General features: G+C 65.2%; 13 protein-coding genes and 4 pseudogenes. 7 read left to right on the forward strand and 10 right to left on the reverse strand.

Annotated elements, in window-relative coordinates; genetic code table 11:
- The 9 genes and pseudogenes from M1B34_RS17275 to M1B34_RS17315 form a co-directional block, all read right to left on the reverse strand.
- A pseudogene (locus M1B34_RS17275) lies at positions 1 to 274 on the reverse strand (TonB-dependent receptor); the annotation flags it as partial.
- A gap of 156 nt (positions 275 to 430) precedes the next feature.
- Positions 431 to 2,697 (reverse strand): annotated as a pseudogene (locus M1B34_RS17280) (TonB-dependent receptor).
- 72 nt (positions 2,698 to 2,769) lie between these two features.
- Positions 2,770 to 3,069: a hypothetical protein gene (locus M1B34_RS17285; protein WP_268265751.1), complete on the reverse strand. Its 300-nt coding sequence runs from the start codon at positions 3,067 to 3,069 to the stop codon at positions 2,770 to 2,772.
- A complete protein-coding gene (locus tag M1B34_RS17290; RefSeq protein ID WP_268265742.1) occupies positions 3,066 to 4,124 on the reverse strand; it encodes an ABC transporter substrate-binding protein in 1,059 nt (352 codons plus the stop codon). Before M1B34_RS17290 ends, M1B34_RS17285 begins: the two co-directional genes overlap by 4 nt.
- Before the next feature lie 36 nt (positions 4,125 to 4,160).
- Positions 4,161 to 5,213: an ABC transporter substrate-binding protein gene (locus M1B34_RS17295; protein ID WP_268265743.1), complete on the reverse strand. Its 1,053-nt coding sequence runs from the start codon at positions 5,211 to 5,213 to the stop codon at positions 4,161 to 4,163.
- A 22-nt stretch (positions 5,214 to 5,235) separates the two neighbouring features.
- The gene (locus M1B34_RS17300; protein WP_268265744.1) at positions 5,236 to 6,396 is read right to left on the reverse strand and encodes an LLM class flavin-dependent oxidoreductase; all 1,161 of its coding nucleotides are present in this window, start codon (positions 6,394 to 6,396) and stop codon (positions 5,236 to 5,238) included.
- A 482-nt stretch (positions 6,397 to 6,878) separates the two neighbouring features.
- A pseudogene (locus tag M1B34_RS17305) lies at positions 6,879 to 8,721 on the reverse strand (ABC transporter ATP-binding protein).
- Positions 8,714 to 10,495 carry an ABC transporter ATP-binding protein gene (locus M1B34_RS17310; RefSeq protein ID WP_268265745.1) on the reverse strand — a complete coding sequence of 594 codons (1,782 nt, stop codon included), beginning with the start codon at positions 10,493 to 10,495 and terminating at the stop codon, positions 8,714 to 8,716. Before M1B34_RS17310 ends, M1B34_RS17305 begins: the two are co-directional and overlap by 8 nt.
- A gap of 433 nt (positions 10,496 to 10,928) precedes the next feature.
- Positions 10,929 to 12,193, reverse strand: a pseudogene (locus M1B34_RS17315) (acyl-CoA dehydrogenase family protein).
- A gap of 402 nt (positions 12,194 to 12,595) precedes the next feature.
- Between M1B34_RS17315 and M1B34_RS17320 the strand changes: the two are divergent.
- From M1B34_RS17320 to M1B34_RS17350, 7 genes are all read left to right on the forward strand, one after another.
- Entirely contained in the window at positions 12,596 to 13,651 is a 1,056-nt protein-coding gene (locus tag M1B34_RS17320; protein ID WP_123332767.1) for an ABC transporter substrate-binding protein, read from the forward strand.
- Positions 13,652 to 13,666: 15 nt separating this feature from the next.
- Positions 13,667 to 14,398: a class II aldolase/adducin family protein gene (locus M1B34_RS17325; protein ID WP_123332769.1), complete on the forward strand. Its 732-nt coding sequence runs from the start codon at positions 13,667 to 13,669 to the stop codon at positions 14,396 to 14,398.
- A gap of 338 nt (positions 14,399 to 14,736) precedes the next feature.
- Complete coding sequence (locus M1B34_RS17330; protein ID WP_268265746.1) at positions 14,737 to 15,936, forward strand: LLM class flavin-dependent oxidoreductase; 1,200 nt, start codon at positions 14,737 to 14,739, stop codon at positions 15,934 to 15,936.
- Between the two features lie 10 nt (positions 15,937 to 15,946).
- Positions 15,947 to 17,518, forward strand: coding sequence for an ABC transporter substrate-binding protein (locus tag M1B34_RS17335; RefSeq protein WP_268265747.1), 1,572 nt, complete (start codon positions 15,947 to 15,949; stop codon positions 17,516 to 17,518).
- On the forward strand, positions 17,511 to 18,572 hold the full coding sequence (locus tag M1B34_RS17340) for an ABC transporter permease (RefSeq protein WP_123332775.1): 1,062 nt from the start codon (positions 17,511 to 17,513) through the stop codon (positions 18,570 to 18,572). Before M1B34_RS17335 ends, M1B34_RS17340 begins: the two co-directional genes overlap by 8 nt.
- Before the next feature lie 10 nt (positions 18,573 to 18,582).
- Positions 18,583 to 19,428: an ABC transporter permease gene (locus M1B34_RS17345; RefSeq protein ID WP_123332777.1), complete on the forward strand. Its 846-nt coding sequence runs from the start codon at positions 18,583 to 18,585 to the stop codon at positions 19,426 to 19,428.
- Entirely contained in the window at positions 19,425 to 21,263 is a 1,839-nt protein-coding gene (locus M1B34_RS17350; protein WP_268265748.1) for a dipeptide ABC transporter ATP-binding protein, read from the forward strand. The genes M1B34_RS17345 and M1B34_RS17350 overlap by 4 nt, the downstream gene beginning before the upstream one ends.
- 73 nt (positions 21,264 to 21,336) lie before the next feature.
- On the opposite strand, the gene M1B34_RS17355 is transcribed toward M1B34_RS17350, so the two are convergent.
- On the reverse strand, positions 21,337 to 21,795 hold the full coding sequence (locus M1B34_RS17355) for an REP-associated tyrosine transposase (RefSeq protein WP_268265749.1): 459 nt from the start codon (positions 21,793 to 21,795) through the stop codon (positions 21,337 to 21,339).
- Positions 21,796 to 21,805: the final 10 nt, after the last annotated feature.

Genomic DNA, 21,805 nt, shown 5'->3' on the forward strand with positions numbered 1-21,805 from the left:
GGGGGAAGCTGAAGGACGGCGACAATGCGGCCAGGGCACCGGACAAGTCGCTGGCCCCGGTGTGTTGCAACTGCTCGCCGGAGAGCACGTCCACCGGAGCGGCGCTTTCCAGGGCGGTGACATCACTGCGGCGGGTGCCGAGCACCACCACGGTATCCAGGTGATCGCTGGTGGCAGAAGGGGACGAGGTTGAGCTTTCGGCAGCGAACGCAGGCACGGCAAGGCTGCCGATGACCAGCGCCACGGCGCCGGCCAACGGATTGCGATGGAACATAAGGTGAATTCCTTTCTAATAAAAATGCCGATCAACGCGTTGGTGCGGTAGGTCGGGTTGCGGTAGGAGCTGGCTTGCCAGCGATGGTGGTCTTGAGACCTGCCCAGGGCCTGGGGGCCCTATCGCCGGCAAGCCGGCTCCTACAGGGGGTGTGGGTTAGAAGCGGCTGGTCACGCTCAGGCCGACGGTGCGTGGGTCGCCGTAGGTGATGACGTACTGGCCCAGGCCACCGTTGGGTCGGCCATGCACCTGGTAGCGACGGTCGGTGAGGTTGTTGACGAAGCCGGTGACGCTGAGCTTTTTATCCGGGCTGAACCAGGTCAGGCGGCTGTTGGCCAGGGTGTAGTGGGGCTGGCTCAGGGTCTTGTCGGGGCTGCTCTGGCGGTCGGCGAGGAAGTATTCCTTGTCGCGGAAGCTCACGTCGCCACCGGCCACCAGCTTGCCGCCGATCTCCAGCGGGAAGGTGTAGTCGGCCCCCAGGGACACCACGTTGCGCGGCGAGCGCACGAAGCTGTTGCCGCTGTAGTCGCCGGTCACCGCGCCGGTGGTGGGGTTGGTGTTCTTGAACTCGGTGTACTGGCTGTCGAGGAAAGACACCGCCGCCCGCAGGTGCAGGTAGTCGGTGGGCTGGCCTTCGATTTCCAGCTCGGCGCCCTTGACCTTGCCCTTGGCGCCGTTGGTCAAGGCGGTGGTCAACACGCCGTTGTTGACCGTCAACAGGTTCACCTGGATGTCCGAATAGTCGTAGTAGAAAACGTTGGCGTTGACCGTCAGCCGGCGGTTGAACCACTCGGACTTGAGGCCGACTTCATAGGCGTCCAGCTGTTCCGGATCGACCGTGGTCAGTTGCGACAGGCTGGTGGACAGGCCGGTGTTGAAACCGCCGGAACGGAAGCCATGGGCGTAACGCATAAACACCCGCAGGTTGTCGTTGATGCGGTATTCCGGGGTCAGGTCGTAGGTCCAGGCTTCCCAGGTCTTGTCCTTCTCGCTGCTGCCGTTGCTGCCGGCCGCCGCCAGGGGAATCAGCGGGCCGTTGGCGGTGGCGCGGGTCAGCTGGGTCAGGTCGAGGTCGATGTCTTTCTTTTCCTGGGTCCAGCGCAGGCCGCCGGTGACGCTGAAATCATCGGTGAAGTCGTAGGTCAGGTTGCCGAACAGCGCATAGCTGTCGGTGGTGTGGGTGTAGTCGAGGTTGCGAAAGGCCGTGGTGCCGACCTGGTTCGAACCGGTGCCGTTGGGCGCGCGCCCGGGGTGATGATGCGCTTGGCCGAACTGTCCAGGTCTTCATGGAAGTAGTGGGCGCCCAGCAGCCAGCGCAGGGTTTCCTGTTGCGGCGAGGCCAGGCGCAGCTCCTGGGAGTACTGGGTGTATTTGTTGTCGCTGATGGCCGCGCCGTTGACTTCGTACGGGGTGTAGTCGGCGTCGCTGGTGGACTGCCCGCGAATCCAGTCATAGGCACTGATGGACGTCAGGGTGTAGTCGCCCAGGTGCCAGTTCAGGGTCAGGGAGGTGCCATCGTGATCGAGCTTGGCGTCTTCGTTGACATTGAGGTCGGTGTTGCGCCCATGGGGCCGTTGATAGCCGACGTTGTAGTAGGTGCCCACCGGCAACGAGCCGTTGCTGCCGTCGCCCTTGAACTCGCGGCTGTGCAGCTTCAACAGGGCGTCCAGGTCCGGGTTGAGCTGGGCCAGGAACTGCAGGCGCACGGCCTTCTTGTTGACGTCGCCGTAGGTGTGGTCGTCGTTGAGGTTTTTCTGGAAGCCGTCGCGTTCCTCGGAGTACAGGGAAACCCGCGCTGCCAGCTTCTCATCCACCAGGGCGCCGCCAATGGCGCCGCTGATGATGCGCTCGTTCTTGCTGCCAAAACCCAGGGTGCCAAAACCGTCGGTGTCGAAGCTGGGCTTCTTGGAAATGATGTTCACCGCACCGGCCGTGGTGTTCTTGCCGTACAGGGTGCCCTGGGGCCCGCGCAGGACCTCGATGCGCTCCAGGTCGAACAGCGGGCCGCCGCCGGCAATGGGCGCGTTGAGGTAGACGTCGTCGGCATAGATGCCCACCGGGAAAACCGTGGCGGCACCGGTGTCACCGGTGCCCAGGCCGCGGATGTACCAGCGGGGGCGGCCGTCGCCATCGGGGTTCTTGGCCGAGGCGTTGGGAATAAAGGTGGTGATGTCGCCCATGGCGCGCACGCCGTCGGCGGTGATGCTGGTGCCCTGGACCGCCGATACCGCCACCGGAACCTCTTGCAGGGTTTCTTCCCGGTGCTGGGCAGTGACGGTCACGGTTTTCAATGCCGGTTCATTGCGGGTCTGTTCGCTGTCGGTGGTGTCGGCTTCAGCAGCCAATGCCGCCTCACCGAGGGTGCCTCCCGCCAGAAGCAGGGCCAGCCAGATACTCTTGGTAATCGGATTAAGCTTATGCATTTGAATCTCCCCCTTGAAAGTTTCTCTATCTGGACTAGAGCAGAGATCGTGCCAAGAGGATTTGTTCGTTCTTTAGTTTTGATAAGTTATTGAAATAAAAAGATTTAAATCATTAAAAAGACACGTTTCAAGTTGTTTTAAAAGGCCATGGTTAGTTGGAGCCAACACGTTCCAAAGAGCCTGTCGGTTATTCAGCAGAAGTTGCGTGAAGGGTGCTGCTGGAGCAGCAAGCGTGACCGGCCAAAGTGCTGCCCAACCAACACCCGGCACCCCGGGTGATTGCATTGTTTTTTGTAGGAGCCGGCTTGCCGGCGATAGCACGGGGGCGGTGGGAGTCGCCAGCACCTGCCACAGGCGCTGGCCGAGGATCAAACAGCGACGCGGGAGGTGGAACCGATGACTTTTTCCAGCACGCTGAAGTCGATCCAGTCGCGTACATCGAAGCGCCGCGGGATGAAGTTCCAGCGATGGAGGAAGTCGGTGAAGTCTTGCAGGGCTTCGATGGAGCGGGCATCCAGGGTGGTGCGCAGGCGGCGGTGGGCGTCTTCGCCATAGGCCGCCGCCACCCAGTACTCGCTGGTGTTGAGTTCGCGGGCGAGAAAACGCCGGGTTTCCTCGGGGTTGGCCCAGGCCCACTGCTCGGTGCGCAGCACGGTGTCGACGATTTTCACACTGGCGTCGAAGTGTTCCTGCAGCAGGTGAGTGTCCACGGTCAGGGTCCGCGGCGTGCCGTTGTTGGAACGGATCAGCGGGTCCGGGTGGGAGCCGGTGTCCACCACCACGTGCAGGCCGAATTCGTTGGCCAGGTGCACGGCGTGGGCGCCCTTGAGGAAGATCGCATCGATGTCGCCCCGCAGCAGGCCGATCAGTTCGTTGTTGCGCCGGCTGAAACGGGTCACCCCGAGGCTGACTTCCGAGCCGTACAGGTGTTGTTTCTGCTCGTCGCTGTAGGTGCCGCCATAGGGGTAGTCCACCAGCTCTACGTCGCTGACGGCCAGGCCTTCGAGCTTGAGGGCATTTTCCAGGCCGCGCAGGGCCTGGGCGCGGGTGAAGTCGATTTGCACATTGGCCCATTTCGGCAAGCCGAAACGACGGTTTTTCAAGTCGCGGATGCTCTTCACGCCGCTTTCCGCGGTGCTCAGGATCAACTGCACCTCGTCACTCCAGGACAGGCCGAGGACGCGGGTCTGCACGCCGCTGGCATAGGCCCAGATGGCCGGAATGTTGCCGCCGTGGCGCACCGAATTCTGCAGGTGGTGGTCGTAGTGGGCCTCGCGCACTTCGCGTTCGCTGGATTCGCGCAGGGACTGGATATTGGTGCCGAACGGCAGGAAGGCTTCCGCCAGGCGACCGGACTGCACGGCGATGCCCAGCCCGGTGGGCACTGGGCTGTGGGTGTACCAAAGGGTATCGAGTGGTTTGCTCATAAGGGTCTTCAATTCGAATCCATGAAACCTGGCGGGTTAGCCGGGCAGGGCAATGGGGGTGTCCAGCAGGGCGTGCAAGGGCCGGTGATCGATCCACTGGCGTACATCGAAACTCTGCGCAATGAAGCGCCAGCGGTGCAGGAACTGGACAAAGTCCTGCAGGGCGGAGATGGCCTGTTCGTCGAGTGCGGTGCGCAGGCGCAGGTGGGCGTCATTGCCATAGGCGGCGCTGACCCAGTATTCGCTGCTGTTGGTTTCCCGGGCCAGGTAGCGTCGGGTGTCTTCGGGGTGGGTGTGGGCCCAGCGCTCGGCGCGCAGCACCGAATCGAGAATGCCGCTGGCCACGTCGAAATGCTCCTGCAGCAGGTGCAGGTCGACGGTCAGGGTGCGCGGCGTGCCGTTGTTGCTACGGATCAGCGGGTCCGGGTGGGCGCCGGTATCGATCACCGTGTGCAGGCCAAAATCGTGGGCGTATTGGGCGGCGCTGGCGCCCTTGAGAAAAATCGCATCGACTTCGCCGCGCAGCAGGCCTTGCAGCTCCAGGTTGCGGCCCTGGCGGGTGGCTGCCAGCACCGGGGTGTCGGCCACGGTGTGCACGGGCTGGTCGCTGAAGGTGCCGCCGTAGCGAAAGTTCAGCAGTTGCATATCGCCGACCTGCAGGTCTTCGAGCTTGAGGGCGTTTTCCAGGCCGCGCAGGGCCTGGGCGCGGGTGAAGTCGATCTGTGCGCCGGCCCAGTCCGGCAGGCCGAAGCGCCGCCCCTTGAGGTCCTTGACGGTGCGGATGCCGCTGTCCGGGCGGGTCAGGATCAGTTGCGCCTCATCGGCCCAGGACAGGCCGATGACCCGGGTTTCCCGGCCTTGGGCGCGGGCCCAGATCGCCGGGATATTGCCGCCGTGGCGCACCGAGTTGCGCAGGCTGTGATCAAAATGCGATTCGCGTACAGCCTGGTCGTTGGACTCACGCAGGGACTGCACCCGGGTGCCCAGGGCGCCGACCCGGTCCTGCAGCCAGCCTTGCTGCACGGCGATGCCCAGGCCCGTGGGAACCGGGCAGCGGGTGTACCACAGTGAATCGAGGGGTTGGCTCATCTCAGGTGTTCTCCATCAGCGTTCAGGCGCTGGCCAGCAAAGGGTGGGGCGTTTCGGCAACCGGGCGCTGGTGCACCAGCGGCAGGACTTCCTGGCCAATGCGCAGGGCCTCTTCCAGGTGTGGGTTGCCGGCGAGAATAAAGGTCGAGAAGCCGGCGTCGCGGTATTCCACCAGGCGTTCGGCGATGTTCTGGTGGCTGCCCACCAGGCCCACGGTGGGGCCCGGCTTGGCCTTGGCGAAGCCGGCCCAGAGGTTGGGGCCGATGATCAAGTCGTCGAAGCGGGAAATGTTCTGGTGATAGGCACTCTGTCGGGCGCCGCCCACCGAGTCGGAACCGCTGCTGAAGCCTTTGGCGACCACGCTGCTCTTGCCTTCGAGCTTGTCGAACTGGCTGCGCAGGTCGGCCCAGGCCTGTTCCTCGGTTTCCCGGGCGAACAGGTCGACCCGCAAGCCGAAGCGCACGCTGCGCCCCTGTTTGTCCGCCAGTTCGCGCACCCGCTCGATGTGGGGCTTGAGCTGATCGATGGGCTCGGCCCAGTTCAGGTAGACGTCGGCGTGCTTGGCGGCCACATCCAGAGCCGCATCGGAGAAACCGGAGAAGTACACGCCGGGCTTGCGTTCATGCTGCAGGCCGGGGGGCAGGGCGCCGTTTTCAAGTTGGTAGATATCGCCGTCGTAGGAGAACCGCTCGTGTTCCCACAGGCCCTGGATGATGTCGAGGAATTCGCCGGTGCGCTGGTAGCGCCGGTCGTGGTCGAGAAAGTCGCCGTTGGCCCGCTGGCTGGCGGGGTTGCCGCCGGTGATGATGTTCCACTCCAGGCGGCCACGGCTGAGGTTCTGCAGGATCGCCGCTTGCTGGGCGGCGTAGGCCGGCAGGGTCCAGGTGGCCTGGAAGGCGATCAGGAACTTGATGCGCCGGGTTTCCCGAGCCAGGGCCGCGGCGGCGATCCAGGGCTCGGGGCCGGTGGGCAGCAGGGCCCCTTCGAAACCGGCGATTTCAGCCGCCTTGGCCACTTGGGCGATGTAGTCGATGTAGGTGAAGTCGTCCGGCTCGCCATTGGGCAGGCGTCCCGGGGCGATGTGCCCAGGGCGGTAATCCGGGTTGCCACGGTTGTGTTTGTCGGTGGTCAACTGCGGACCGTCGGTTCCCAGCGGCAGGCGCCAGAAAAATTCAGTGCTCATGGGTGCTCCTGATTCAGTAACGCATTGCGCCCGCAGGTGCGAAGACGCCTTTGCACAGGAACTGCAACGGCCATGCCATGCACCGCCCGAAGCGGTTTCAGCCAGCAGGGGCGGGGCTTTGCCAATAATCCCTACGAGCAACCCCGGCCGGGGTGCGTCTGTAGCAACACCCCGTCAGCAACCGCTGCTGAGCGCGCAGCACGCCCGCACGGCTGACACGCCCTGTAGGAGCCGGCTTGCCAGCGATGAGGCCCTTGGGACACAGGCTAGGCTTAGAGACGCCATCGCTGGCAAGCCAGCTCCTACAACGGGAGCCGTGGTTGACGTGCCCTGTAGGAGCCCGGCTTGCCGGCGATGAGGCCCTTGAGATGCAGGCTAGGTTTGGGGACGCCTTCGCTGGCAAGCCAGCGCCTACAACGGGAGCCGTGGTTGACGTGTCCTGTAGGAGCCGGCTTGCCGGCGATAGGGCCCTTGAGGCGGATCTACGCGGTTTCAGCCGTTTCGGCGCTGCGCAGGTAGGTCTGGTACAGCGCTGCATAGGCGCCACCCTGGTCGATCAACCGATGGTGCGGACCTTGCTCCACCAGGCGCCCGTGACGAATCACGGCGATCCGATCGGCATCGCGAATGGTTGCCAGGCGGTGGGCGATGATGATCGCCGTGCGCCCTTCGCACAGGCGGCGCAAGGCCCGCTGGATGCGCCGCTCGGTATGGATATCGACCGCCGAGGTGGCTTCGTCCAGCACCAGCACCGCCGGGTCTGCCAGGTACGCACGCACCAGGCACACCAGTTGCCGCTGGCCGTGGCTCAGGTGCCCGCCCAACGGCCCGACTTCGGTCTGGTACTGGTGGGGCAGGCGCTCCAGCACTTCATCCGCCCCCAGTTCCCGGGCGGCGGCAATCAAGGCGGCATCGTCGGCCTGGGGCGCGGCCAGGCGCAGGTTGTCGAGGATGCTGCCACTGAACAGCACGTTGTCTTGCAGCACCACGCCGACATTGCGCCGCAGGTCATGCTGGGTCAGTTGGCGAATATCCACGCCATCCAGTTGCACCGCGCCGGCCTGCACCTCGTAGAACCGCGTCAACAGCTGTACCAGGGTGCTTTTGCCATGGCCCGAGGGGCCCACGATGGCCAGCACTTCACCGGCACGAATGTGCAGGTCCAGGTCATGGATCACCGGTGTCGGGCTCTTGGTGTCGTAGGCAAAGCGCACCTGCTGGAAATTCACCTCCCCGCGAGCTCGCCCCAGGCGCTGGGGCGTGGCGCTGTCGACGATCTGTGGCCGGGTGTCGAGCAACAGGAAGATGCGCTGGGCCGAGGCCGAGCCGGTGGCGTAGCGCTCGAAGAGGTCCGACAGTTCTTGCAGGGGGCCGAGGAACAGGAACACATAGAACAGGCTTTCCGCCACCTGACCGACGCTGATGTCCGCCGTGGCCAGGCCGAAGGCGCCCACCAGCAACAACCCGGCCATACCTGCCGAACTGAGCAGCGCGGTGAACGGGGCGAACCAGCTGGAGCGCAGGCTGCCGCGAATCAGTGCCTGGTTGAAGTCATCCAGCAAGCCACGGTAGCGCTTGAGGTTCGGGGTTTGCTGGGTGCATTGCTGCAGCATCCGCGCGCCGCTGACACTTTCCACCAGGTGGGCGGTGAAGCGGCTGCGGTTCTCCGCCACCTTGGCCCAGTTGCGCTGGGAAATACGCTTGAACCCCCAGGTCGCCAGCACCAGCAAGGGCACCGTGGCCGCCAGGGCGAGGAAGAATCGCGGGTCGATGCGCCACAGCATCAGCGACGCCAGCCCACAGCGCAGCAAGGCCCCCAGCAGTTCCGGCGGGCCCTGGATCAGCAAGGGTTCCAGGCTGTCGACGTCGCGGTCGGCACGGGAAATGATCCGCCCGGCGCGGGTCTGGTCGAAGTAGCTGACGCTCAGCGCCTGGACATGGGCGAACACCTGCACCCGCAGGTCGTTGAGCACCCGGATCGCCGCGCTGCCGGCAATCAACTGGGACACCCCGGCGAGCACAAAACGCCCCAGCCAACTGGCCGCCAGCCCGAGGCCGAGCCACAGCACCAGGCGCTCGTCCAGCAGCCAGTGGTCGCCGTCGCGGATCAGCCCGCTGTCCAGCAGTTCGCGGACGAACCAAGGGCGCAGGAACACCGTGAACACCAGCAGCACCTCGATGCCGATCACCGCCAGTATCGGCCCGCGAATCGGCTTCAGCAGCGGCAGCAGGCGGCTGAACATGCTGCGGTCCAAGGCCTTTTTTCGCCAGCATTTCTTCAATTTCGATGTCGCTCAGCGCCTTGCCGGCGCTTGGGTTAGCCATGGTCGATCCCCAGCAGGTCGCGGTAGTCCGCATTGGCCGTCAACAGTTCAGCGTGGGTGCCGCTGGCGGCGATCTTGCCGTCCTGGAGCATCAGCACCCGGTCGGCCAGAAGAATGGTCGAGAGCTTGCTGGAGATCACCAGCAAGGTGGTGGCCCGGCCCTGGTCGCGGCGCAATTGACGGATGTTGTTCAGCACCTGGCGTTCGCTGATGGCATCCAGGGCGCTGGTGGCGTCGTCGAGGCAGAGGATGTCCGGCTCACCGAGCAGCGCCCGGGCCAGGCTCAGGCGCTGGCGCTGGCCGCCGGACAGGGTCACGCCGCGGTCGCCCAGGGGCGTGTTCAAGCCTTGAGGCAGGCGCTCCAGCACGTCTTCGGCGGCCGCCAGGGCCAGGCCGTGGCGCAGTTGCGCGTCGCTGGCGCCGGGGGCGGTCAGGCGCAGGTTGGCTGCCAGGGTGTCGGAAAACAGAAAGCTTTCCTGGGGCACCACGTGCACCCGGCGCCGCAGTTGCTGCAAGTCCAGGTCGCGGATGTCTTGCCAGCCGGCGCTGTCCGAGCCCAGCAGCAGGCGCCCGCAACTGACGTCGCTAAGACGCGGCAGCAGGCTGGCCAACAGGCTTTTGCCCGTGCCGGTGGCGCCCACCAGGGCGACGATTTCCCCCGGCTGCAAGGTCAGGGAGCAGTCATGGAGGATGTCCAGGCCACCACCGGGGGCGCTGACACTGACCCGTTCCAGCTTCAGGCTCAGCGGGCTGTCGGGCAGGCGAGCGTCGGCGCTACGGATGGCCGCCGGTTCGTCGAGCAATTGCCAGATGCGCTCGGCGCTGGAGCGGGCGTCGGCAAAGGTTTGCATCACCCGGCCAATGCCCTCGATGCGAAACACCAGGGTGGTGGCGATCAGCAGTGAGGTCACCAGTTCACCGATGCCCAGTTGCCCGGCGGCCACCAAATGGGCGCCGTAGACCAGGATCCACACGTGGCCCAGGGCGACCACGGCCTGGGGCAGGGGGATGCGTGAGCTGGAGTAGGCCAGGGCCTGGCGCGCGTGGTGGGCAAACAACGCCACCTGGGCGGCGAAGCCCTGGATGCGGTGCTGTTCGAGGCCGAAGGACTTGATCACCCGGACCCCGCCAATGCCCTCGCTGAGGTCCTGGTTGACCCGGTCATAGGCCGCCCCCACGGCCCGGTCGAGGCTCACCAGGCGCTCGGTCTGGCGCACGAAAATCCACAGGCCGAACGCCGTCAGTAACAGCGGCACCAGCCCCAGCAGCGGGTTGTACACACTCAACAGGCCCACCGTGGCCAAGACCACCAGGGGCGTTTCCACCACTTGGCGCCAGAAGCTGATCAAGGCGTCGCGGACCTTGTCGGCGTCACGTGTCGTGCGGGTGATCATTTCCCCCATGCCGTGCTGCCAGTGGTAGCCCAGGTGCAAGTCCTGCACCTGCTGCAGGATGCGTTCACGCAGGCGGGTCAGCAGTTCCTGGCTGAGCACCAGGGACAGCACGCTGGCCGCGTATTGCAGCACGCCACGGCCGAGGGCCACCGCGAGCATCAGCCACAGCCAGTACCAACCGAGGCTGGCGTCCAGGCTGCCGTCGGCCTGGCGCACCACCGCACGCCCGGCGCTGACATCGTTGACCGCATGGCCGATAAGCCATTGCTGCCAGACCAGCCCGAGGTTGACGGCGATATACAGCCCGGCCACCAGGGCAAAACGCCAAGGCATTTCCCGGTAAATCGCCAGGCAGCGCAAAAGAGGGTGTTTTTCGATCATGCAGGACTCATTCAAAAATCGGAGCATCTGGGGGAGGCCTTCAAGTCTTGTATCGACCTTGCGGGCGCTATCGCTGGCAAGCCAGCTCCTACACGTGTGAGGTGTCGCCATCCTTGTAGGGGCCCGGCTTGCCGGCGATGAGGCCTTCAAGCCTGGTGTCGGCCTTGAGGGCGCCATCGCTGGCAAGCCAGCTCCTACACATGTGAGGGGTGGCCAGCCTTGTAGGAGCCCGGCTTGCCGGCGATGGGGCCTTCAAGCCAGGTGTTGGCTTTGAGGACGCTATCGCTGGCAAGCCAGCTCCTACACATGTGAGGTGTGGCCACCCTTGTAGGAGTCCGGCTTGCCGGCGATGGGGCCTTCAAGCCTGGTGTTGGCCTTGAGGACGCTATCGCTGGCAAGCCAGCTCCTACATAAGCCGGCTTGTGTAACGGGTTCAGGTCGCCGGGCGGGTGGCGCCTTGTTTTTCCTTGGCGTTGAGGATGGCGGTGTATTCGCCCGGGTCAATGCCGTTGAGGTAGTAGTTGCCCACGTGGTGCAGGCGCCAGCGGATCGGGTCGTGGGTGGTGTGCACCCGGGCGTTGCGCCAGAAGCGGTCGAGGTTCCATTTGCTCAGGGACGAACTGGCTCCCAGCAGCGAGAAGATGTCGCTGGAAATCTTCAACGAGGCCCTGTCGGAATGGGCCCGGGCGTGGCCACCGAGAGGATCAGTTCGTCCTGCAGCTCTTTGTTGTCCGGGTTCAGTTCGTGCTGGTCGAACACCCGCGCGGCATCGCGCAGCAGGGATTCGGCGGCCCGCAGCGCCACCGCGTATTCGCCGATCTGCTTGATGATGTGCGGTTCTTCATTGGCATGGTCGACGCCGCTCTCCACCCAGGGCCGGGCGTTGTGCTTGAGGTAATCGACCGCCGCCGACAAGGCGCCGGCGGTAATCCCGGTGTCGATGGCCGCGTGCAGAATCTGCGGGAAGGTCAGGCCGGTGCGTTTCATCGGGCCCTTGCGCTGGGACACAAAACGCTCGTCGAGCTCAATGTTGTCGAAGATCACCGTGCCGCTCACCGAGTTCTTCTGGCCGAAGGCGTCCCAGTCGTCCACCAGGGTCAGGCCCGGGGTGTCGCGGTTGAGCAGGACCCCGGCGCCGCCGTCTTCGCTGGCGGCGGTCAGGGAAATCCATTCGGCGAGGTAAGAGCCGGTGGAGTAGAACTTGCTGCCGTTAAGGATCAGCTTGCCATCGTCCCGGCGCTCGACCCGGGTCTTGAGGGCGAACTTGTTCTTGCCGCCGATCTCCGCCAGGGCATTGCCGAAGCGCTTGCCGGCCAGCACGTCGCTGACCAGTCGATCGCGTACTTCATCGGGGTAACCGTTGAAGATCCCCCGCAGCATCACGTTGTGGATCTGCAGCAATTGGCCGACGCCGCCATCGGCCACGGAAATCAGGCGCACGGTTTCGACGATGGTTTCTACCGAGGCCCCCAGACCGCCGAATGACTTGGGCACGCCGATCGAGGTCAGGCCGCTCTCTGACAAGAGTTGCGCCTGGCGCCTGGGCAGCTGGCCGTTTTGTCGGCTGTCGGCGGCGATTTCGGCAATCTCCCGGGCAATCTCTTTGGCCACGGCAATGGCCTGGGCCTCGCTTTGCAACAGGCGGATCGGTGCTTGCTCGTGTAGCGGTGTCGCGGGGTTACGTTCGACCGTAGTCATTGCTGTACCTCGGGTAATTAAAACGATGGCCGGGCGCCGTGTTGGCCTAAAGCCCTCGCAGGACTTAAGGCAGCCCGTGTTGAAACACCCTTGAGCAAGTTCTGCGCCAGAGCGTTTTTGTGCGTCTGAATATGCGCTGCAGGCCTTGAACGGCGTGGCTTGCACAGGTGCGGGCGAAACCCTGGAAGCCTCCGGTTGTTGCTGGAGCAGCAGCGCCCTATGGCCTGCTGCTCCAACAGCAGCAGTCGCCGCGCAATGCTGCTGGCAGGCCAGCAATCGGCTGTTGCGATTTTTTGCGGGCAGGGCGCAAGGCCTTGTAAACCGGGGCTTTGCGCTTTTGGCACGGGCGCTGCAATAGCTCTCTCAACCGACGCTATTGCTCATCCATTCCAAGGAGCTTCCATGACGCTTGCCGCCACCCAGCCCAAGCCCGCTGTCCAGGCTGAACTGGACCAGATCTGGTTTACCCGCTGCCCGGTCCCGACCGCTTCGGGAATCGCCTACAAACTCGGCTGGCTCAGCGAGGAATTCGCGGCCGATGGCCTGCCGGTCTCGACCTTGCAAGAGGCCCGGCAGTTGGGTCATCACCATTACGATCACCAGTTGCCCGGGCTGTTTCGCGAAGGCGGCAACGTGCCGGCCCTGGCTGCCCGCGCCGCTGGTTCGCCAAGCCGCTTGATCGGCCTGACCTGGATCGAGGAGTGGCAGACTATTTTGGTTCGCCCGGATTCCGGTATCCGTCGCCCCGAAGACCTCAAGGGCAAGCGCCTGGCCCTGCCGGCCTGGGGCGACAGCCGTCCCGGCAGCATCGCCCGGGCCATGAGCCTGCACGGTTACAAGGGCGCGTTAAGCCTGGCGGGCCTGGGTTTTGACGACGTTGAGCTGGTGGAGGTGGCGCTGCAGAACCAGGAACTGGCGAGCAATCCCCAGGAAGGTTTGCAGCGCCTGTGGTCGGGCCTGGACTACCTGGTGCGCGGCGACGTGGACGCGGTGTATGTCAAGGGTGCGTCCGCTGCCGATGCCGCCCGCCGCCTGGGCCTGGTGGTGGGCATCGACCTGGACCTGATCGCCGAGCCGCGCCACCGCATCAACAACGGCACGCCGCGTCCGATCACCGTGCACCAGAGCCTGCTGGACAACCACTTTGACCTGGTGGTGCGTTTCCTCGCGCAAACCCTGCGCGCCGCGGATTGGGCGGCCAATAACCGCCAGGCCCTGAACGCCATTCTCGAAGAGGAAACCCGTGCCGGCAGCGCCGGTGTGGCCGAGGCCTACCGCGGCGAATTCCACACCACCCTGGCTCCGGACCTGTCGCCTCAGCGCCTGGAGTTCCTCGATATCCAAAAGAACTTTCTTTACCTGCACGGCTTCCTGGAAGGGGATTTCGCCATCGCCGACTGGGTCGATCCGCGTCCGTTGCAAGCTGCCCATGAACTGTTGGCCAAGCGCCGCGCCTGAATCCGGAGAACTGCCATGACCGTACTGATCAACGAACAACCCGTCAGCCAAGAGCTGCAGGGCTTTATCAACCAGGTGCTGGTGGAGGCCGAAGAGGCGTTTACCGTGTTCCGTGAAACCAACACCATCACCGCCAACGGCACCGTGGGCTTTATCGAGCGGGTGCCGGGCGAGGAGCTGCTGGTGTCGGTCAACTACGGCGGGCCCTGGAACTACCGCAAGCCGCTGACGGCCACCGTCACCGACTTCGCCGGCAAGGTGATTGTCGGCAAGGGCAAGGGCGGCTTTGGGCGTTACACCAAGCTGTTCCAGGAACACGCCGACATCACCACCGTGTCCCACGTGCACTCGCCGTACCTCGGCGCCTGGGCCCAAACCCAGCGCACGCTGCCGTTCCACTATGTGCCGGTGCAGCGTTACCAGTTGGCCCGTGAGCTGCCGGTGTACATCGACCGGCGTCAGCAGGAGGTGGATTTCATCCTCGACAAGATTGCCGAGAACCCTTTCAACCTGGCGATCCTGGAAGCCAACGGCGGCTCCACCGTGTGGGGCAAGCAGGGGTTGCGGGCCACGGCTGAATTCATCCTGTTGCTGGAGGAGGGCGCGCAATTGCAACTGCTGGCCGATGCCCTCGGCGGCTCCCGGCCCTACGGCCCCGGGGTGCTGACCCAGCAATGGAAGATGAGCGGCCTTTACGAGCGCGCCACCGAACTGGGCCTGGTCCCCGCCATCGACCGCCGGGACTGACCAGGCACCGAGGGGTATCCCCATCGCCGGCAAGCCGGCTCCTACAGGTGGGATGGCGTCCGTGGGGCGAGTTGGGTTCGAGGGCACGCTGCCCTGTAGGCGCTGGCTTGCCAGCGATAGCGGTCCTGAGGGCGACGCAAGGCTTGAGGCCTATCGCCGGCAAGCCGGCTCCTACAGGTGGGATGGCGGCCGTGGGGCGTTGTTGGGTTCGAGGGCATGTCGCCTTGTAGGAGCTGGCTTGCCAGCGATAGCGATCTTGAGCGCGACACAAGGCTTGAGCTCCATCGCCCGCAGGACCTGGGTTTTTCAGGGCATTTATTTATTCAAGGAACAGGCACATGGCAGTCAAGATTCTCTGGTACCTCACCACTCCGGACGGGCCCTATCCATGGGAGCCGGAGGGGCGTTGGAAGACCGATTTCGAACACCTCAAGCAGTTGGCCGTGGCCAGCGATCGCCTGGGGTATTACGGCTCGTTGCTGGGCTCGAGCCCCAATGAAAGCCTGGTGGTGGCCGCGTCGTTGATCGACGCCACCCAGCGCCTGCGTTTCCTGGTAGCGCAGCACCCTGGCGAACTGTCGCCGGCGGTCCTGGCCAAATGGGCGCTGACGTTCGACCAGTTCTCCAACGGTCGCCTGCTGTTCAACGTGGTCAACGGCAATGACGCCGGCCTGGCCACTTTGGGGGTGCATTACCCCCACGACGAACGTTATGACTTCAGCCTCGAATACTGGCGCGCCTTCCAGGGCTTCTACGCCGGCGATACCGCGGGTTATGACGGCCGCTACGTCAAGCTGGCCCCGCGTGCTGCGGGCGCCGCCAGCCATCCCCTGGGCGGTTGGCACCCGCCGAAGCAGAAGCCCGGCATCCCGCTGTGGGGCGCCGGCACCTCGGGCCCTGGCGTCGCTCACTCGGTGCAGTTGCTGGATGTGTACCTGAGCTTTGCCAACACCCCGCCGAAACTCGGCGAAAAATTCCGCAAGGTGGCCGCCGAAGCTGCCAAGGTCGGGCGCGAACTGACCTTCGGCACCCGCCTGCAAATCATCGTCCGTGAAACCGAGGAAGAAGCCTGGGCCCACGCCGAGAAGCTGCTGCAGCGCACTTCGTTGCAGACGGCACGCAACGCCATCGAGCGCCAGCTGCCGGCCGGTGAAACCCTGGACAGCTTCCACAGCGACGACCCGCAAACCCAGCGCAATGTCGAGGCCATCCGCGCCGGGCACCTGCCCAAGGCCCGGGACCTGGAGATCTACCCCAATGTCTGGCTTGGCCCGAGCCTGTTCGGCTTCAACATTCTCGGTCCGGCCGCCGGCACCTACCTGGTGGGCAGCGCCGAGCAGGTCGCCGAGCGCATTCGCGAGTACGAAGCCCAGGGCACCTCGGCGTTCATCCTGTCCGGCTTCCCGCTGATCGATGAAGCCCACCGTGTGGCCGACTTGCTGTTCCCGTTGCTCGACCTGGACCACGGTTTCGACGTACCGCGCCTGGGCGTGACCACCAAGGTCGCGCAGCGTGCAGACCGCCTTGAGCAGGCATGAGGAGAAGGGCATGAGCGAGGCATTTTCCCGGCGGATCTTCCTGGGCAACAGTCTGGCCGTCGGTGGCGGCCTGTTGCTTGGCAGCAGCCTGCTCAGCGGTTGCGACAGCGGTGCGGCGGTCAGTGGCGCGGCCGCCTTGTCCAGCACTCCGGTGCATGGCGGGCGCTTGCGGGTGGGCATTATCGATGGCGACCAGTCCGGCAACCTCGACGCCCACAAACCCGTGGGCGGCGGGATCATTCGCGGCTGGGCGCTGTACAGCAAATTCTGGGAATGGAACCCGGACGTCAGCACCCGACTGGCCCTGGCCGAGTTCGCCGAGCCCAATGCCGATGCCAGCGCCTGGACCATCCGCATCAAACCGGGCCTGGAGTTTCACCACGGCAAGAGCATCGGTGCCGACGACATGCTGTTCTCGATCCTGCGCCTGACCGACCCGCAATTGGCCTCGCCCTTTGCTGGGCTGGTGGGGGCTATCGACCGCCAGGCCCTGCGCAAGCTGGACGAGCGCACCATCGAGATTCGCTTCAAGGAAGGCCAGAGCTTCTTCCCCCTGGATGAAACCCTGATCAGCTTCGGTGGCATCGTGCCCACCGATTACCACCCCGTCACCAACCCGGTGGGCGCCGGGCCCTACAAGCTCAAGAGCTTTATTCCTGGGCAGCGCTCGCTCTACACCCGTTTTGATAACTACTACAAACCCGGCCAACCCTACGCCGATGAGCTGGAGATCATCGAGTTCAAGGACCAGGTGTCTCGTGCTGCGGCCCTGCGTGCCGGGCAGATCGATGTCGCCAGCGGGGTCCAGGCCGAGCACAGCGCACTGCTCAAGGCCGACACGCGGCTGCGGGTCTATGCCTCGCCGAGCACCTCGTTTACCGGCTTCAACCTGAACCTGGCCAAGGCGCCGTTCCAGGACCTGCGGGTACGCCAGGCCTTTCGTTTGCTGGCCGACCGCCAGGAACTGGTGGACCGTGGCCTCAATGGTTTCGGGCGCATCGCCAACGACCTGTATTCGCCCCACGACCCGACCTACAACCACAGCATCGCCCAGCGGCCTTATGACCTGGAGCAGGCGCGCTCGCTGTTGCGCCAGGCCGGGCAGAGCGATCTGCGGGTGGAGCTGACCACCCCCTCGGGGCCCGGGGCCAACGCGGCGCTGGTGTTTGCCCAGCAAGCGAAAAAGGCCGGGGTCGAGGTCAAGGTCACCCAGGTCGATGGCTCGGTGTTCAACGGGCCCCAGCGGGAAAACTGGCTGCTGTCCCCCGGTTCGACGCCGGCCCGGGGCTTTCTCGCCTCGGCGCTGCACAACGACGCGCCCCAGGCGATCTACAACCGCAGCAATTTCCACGACCCGCGGTTCACCGAGCTCTACCAGCAAGCCCTGGCCCAGCCCGACCTGGAACGGCGCAAGCAACTGGTGCATGAAGCCCAGGGCATCCAGCATGAGCGCGGCGGCCTGCTGATCTGGGGCTTCAACGATGTGCTGGACGCGGCCTCGATCCGCGTCGGCGGTTTGCAGCCGGAACAGACCACCTTCGCCTCCTGGCGCTTTGACGAGTTGTGGTTGAACCATGTCTGAACCTTGTGCCAAACCGTCACGTACCCCAGCCTGGCTGTCGTGGTTTATCGGGCGCCTGGGCTACGGCCTGCTCACCGCCTGGGTCATCAGCCTGGTGGTGTTCGTCGCCACCCAGGCGCTGCCGTCGGACCCGGCCCGGGTGATCCTCGGCCCCGAAGCGCCCCTGGAGAGCATCCTCACCCTGCAACGCCAGTTGGGGCTGGACCGGCCGATTTTCGAGCAGTACCTGCGCTGGCTGGGCCATGCCCTGACCGGCGAGTTGGGGGTCTCCCTGGACTCCAATGCCCCCGTGAGCAGCATCCTCTTCGGGCGCTTCGGCTACACCCTGGCGCTGCTGGCCGGGGTCATCGCGCTGGTGGTGCCCCTGGCCTTGGTGCTGGGGGTGTCCCTGGCCCTGCGTCGCGACAGCCGCCTGGATCGCTGGAGCCTGTCGCTGCTGATCTTCCTCAAGGCGACGCCGGGGTTTCTCCTGGCCATCGGCCTGGTGCTGCTGTTTTCCATGCCGCACATGGACCTGCTGCCGGCGGTGTCGATCCTCGACCCGGACCAGTCGCTGTGGCGCCAGTTGAAGTTCCTGGTGTTGCCGGTGGTGGCCCTGAGCCTGTCGGCGTTGCCGTATCTGACGCGCATGGTGCGGGCGGCGATGATCGAAGCGTTGGAGTCCGATTACGTGATTGCCGCGCGCCTGCGGGGCATTCCCGAGTGGCGCATCGTTTGGCGCCACACCTTGCCCAATGCCCTGATCCCGGCGATCCAGGGCGTGGCCCTGACCCTGCGCACGCTGATCGGCGGCGCGCTGCTGGCCGAGGTGATTTTCAGCTACCCGGGTATCGGCACGTCGTTGAACTCGGCGATCCAGATGCGCGACCTGCCGATGATCCAGGGCATCGTGCTGGTGATTACCCTGGCGGTGGTGCTGATCAACCTGCTGGCGGACCTGCTGACCGTGCTGCTCACCCCGAAACTGCGTACTGCGCGCCGGGTGACCCTGATTCGCCGTAACCGCCGGGGCATCCAGCCCTGGTGGCGGCGCTCGCCATCCAAGGCGCCATGAGAGGCCATCCATGAGCATTTCGCGTTCTACTCGCTGGCGTCTGTGGCTGGCCGAACCGCAAACCCGCAAGGGCGCACTGATTACCCTGCTGGTGGTGGCGCTGGCGTTGTTCGGCCCGTGGCTGGCGCCCCATGCGCCCACCGACATGCTCGGCCCGGTGTACGGCGCGCCCTCGGCGGCGGCCTGGCTGGGCTACGACTTTCTCGGCCACGACGTGCTGTCGCGTTTGCTCAGTGGCGGCTTGTCGGTGCTGTGGATGTCGGTCGCTGCGGCGTCGATCGCCTTGCTGGTCGGCAGCAGCCTGGGCCTGTTGGCGGGGTTTTCCCGACGTCGCCTGGACCAGTTGATCACCTGGCTGGCGGACGTATCCCTGGCCTTTCCCGACCTGATCCTGGTGCTGCTGATTGTCTCCATGCTCGGGCGTGCGCCCTGGCTGATCGTGCTCACCGTGGCCATTGCCTTTACCCCCGGGGTGATTCGCCTGGCCCGGGGCAGCGCGGTGGCGGTGGCGGGGCAGGAGTTTGTCGAGGCCGCGCAGATGATGGGCTACTCGCGGCGGCGGATTCTGTTTCGCGAGATCCTGCCGAACATCCTCACGCCGCTGCTGGTGCACTTCGGCAACATGCTGACCTGGGGCGTGGGCATGCTCTCGGGCTTGAGCTTCCTGGGCTACGGGGTGGCACCGCCCACCGCCGACTGGGGCTTGATGATCAATGAAAACCAGGCCGGCCTGCTGGTGCAGCCCTGGGCGGTGCTGGCGCCAGCGGTGCTGATCGGGATCTTTGCCTATGGCACCAATATTCTCGCTGAAGGCATTGGCCGCAGCAGTTCGCGGATCGGAGACAAACAACCATGAACGCCCTTGCCGGGATCGAATCCCCAGCCCCGCTGAATGCCCGGGGTTCTCATCCGACCCCTGATCAGGATCACCAGCGGGTGCTGCAGGTCAGTGAATTGCGAGTGGAATTGAAGGGCCAGGTGGATGTGCTCTCGGGGGTGTCGTTCAGCCTCGACGCCGGGGAGATTCTGGGCCTGGTGGGGGAGTCCGGCTCGGGCAAGACCACCCTGGCCACGGCCTTGCTAGCCCATGCCCGACGCGGTGCGCGGATTGTTTCCGGGCGCATCGAAGTGGCCGGGCAGGCCTTGCTGGAATTGCAGGGTGAGGCCTTGCGCCGGGCCCGGGGCAGCCTGATCGGCTACGTCGCCCAGGACCCGGCCACCGCTTTGAACCCGGCGTTGCGCATTGGCGGGCTGCTGCGCGAAACCCTGGCGGTGCATCAGGTGCGCCTGGACCGCGCGGCGCAGCAGCAACGCATCCTCGACACCCTGCGCGATGTCGGCCTGCCGTCCGATCCGGACTTTCTGCGGCGCTTTCCCCACCAACTCTCCGGTGGCCAGCAACAGCGAGTGATGCTGGCCCTGGCATTTGTCCTGCGGCCACGGCTGATCGTTCTCGATGAGCCGACCACCGCCCTGGATGTGACCACCCAGGCGCATATCCTCGACACCCTGCGCGGGCTGTGCAAAAGCCTCGGGGTGGCGGCGGTGTATGTGTCCCACGACCTGGCGGTGATCAAGGACCTGGTGGACCGGGTGATGGTTATGTACGCCGGGCGCCTGGTGGAAACCGCGACCCGCGAGGTGCTGTTCCGGCAGCCGGGCCACCCTTATACCCGTGGCTTGCTGGCGGCGATTCCAGACGTGGCCCAGCGGCGCGACCTGCAGGCGATCCCCGGCCATGCACCGGCCCCGGGGCAGCGTCCGTCGGGCTGCGCCTTTGCGCCTCGTTGCCCGCGCAGCCGCGCTGAATGCTCCCAGGCCGAGCCGCCCTTGCGCGGGGTGCAAGCGGGGCAGCAGGTGGCCTGCATCGCCCCCCATCACCAGGAACTGCAATGGGTGGCGCAGGCCCCCGTGGCCCTTGGCGAGGCACGGGATCAGGGCGCGCCGCTCCTGGAAATCAACGGCTTGAACGTGGCCTATGACCGACAGGTGCTGTTCGACATCTCGCTGCGCCTGGCCCCGGGAGAATGCCTGGCGCTGGTGGGCGAGTCCGGCTCCGGTAAAACCAGCCTGGCCCGGGCTGTGGCCGGGTTGGGGGAAAATACCGAGGGTGAGCTGCGCTATGCCGGCCAAGCCTTGCCACTGGCGGCGCGGCAACGGGACGCCGGGTTGCGGCACCAGATCCAGTACATATTCCAGAACCCGTATCGCGCCTTGAACCCTCGGCAGACGGTGTTTCAAACCCTGAGCACGCCCTTGCAGCACTTCTTCGGAATCAAGGGGGGCGCAGCCCGGGAGCGGGTCGCGGCGGTGCTCAAGCGCGTTTCGTTGCCAGCGTCGGTGGGCGATCTCTATCCCCATAGCCTGTCGGGCGGTGAGCGCCAGCGGGTAGCGATTGCCCGAGCCCTGGTGTGCGAGCCGAGGTTGTTGATCTGCGATGAAATCACCTCGGCCCTGGATGTGTCGGTCCAGGCTTCGATCCTGGGGTTGCTGCGGCAATTGCAGGGGGAAGGGCTGACCTTGCTGTTTGTCACCCATGACCTCGGGGTGGTGCGCGCCATTGCCGACCGGGTGCTGGTGCTCAAACACGGGCGGGTGGTGGAGCAGGGGGCCGTGGACAGGGTGCTCGACCAGCCCCAGGCGGCCTACACCCGCACCCTGCTGGAAAACTCACCAACCTTGGGTCGTTGATACGCCAGGCGTTACCAACGCTGATCGCCGGCAAGCCGGCTCCTACAAAAAGGCGACGCTGGTGTACGCCGTTTCACACCCAAATCGCATCCCATAACGGGTAGTCCTGCACCCTGCTGACCAGGCCCGCACGAATCGGGTTGGCAATGATGTACCGGGCCACCGCCTGCACGTTTTCCTCCCGGCGGATGGCCCGGTCGTGGAAGCCTTTCTGCCACAGGCGACCGCTACGACCTAACCGGGCATTGATCTCCCGGGCGCTGCGGGATTTAGTGGCGAGCATCAACGCCGACAGGCTGCTGTGCCTGAGTTCGATCAACCAGTGAAAATGATCCGGCATCACCACCCAGGCGAGGGAACCCGCCAGACCCTGATCCTGAGCCTGCCGAAACTGCCCCACCAACAGCCGCCCGCAGCGCCAGTCCGCGAACAGGGGCTGGCGATCCAGGGTGACGGCGGTCAACAGGTAAAGCTGCCCCGATTGGGAATAGCGCCCGGTGCGCAAGCGCTTGGCGTGAGGCCAGTGGGTCATTCCATTGTCC

The sequence above is a fragment of the Pseudomonas morbosilactucae genome, from assembly GCF_023241715.1.
Lineage (GTDB): Bacteria > Pseudomonadota > Gammaproteobacteria > Pseudomonadales > Pseudomonadaceae > Aquipseudomonas > Aquipseudomonas morbosilactucae.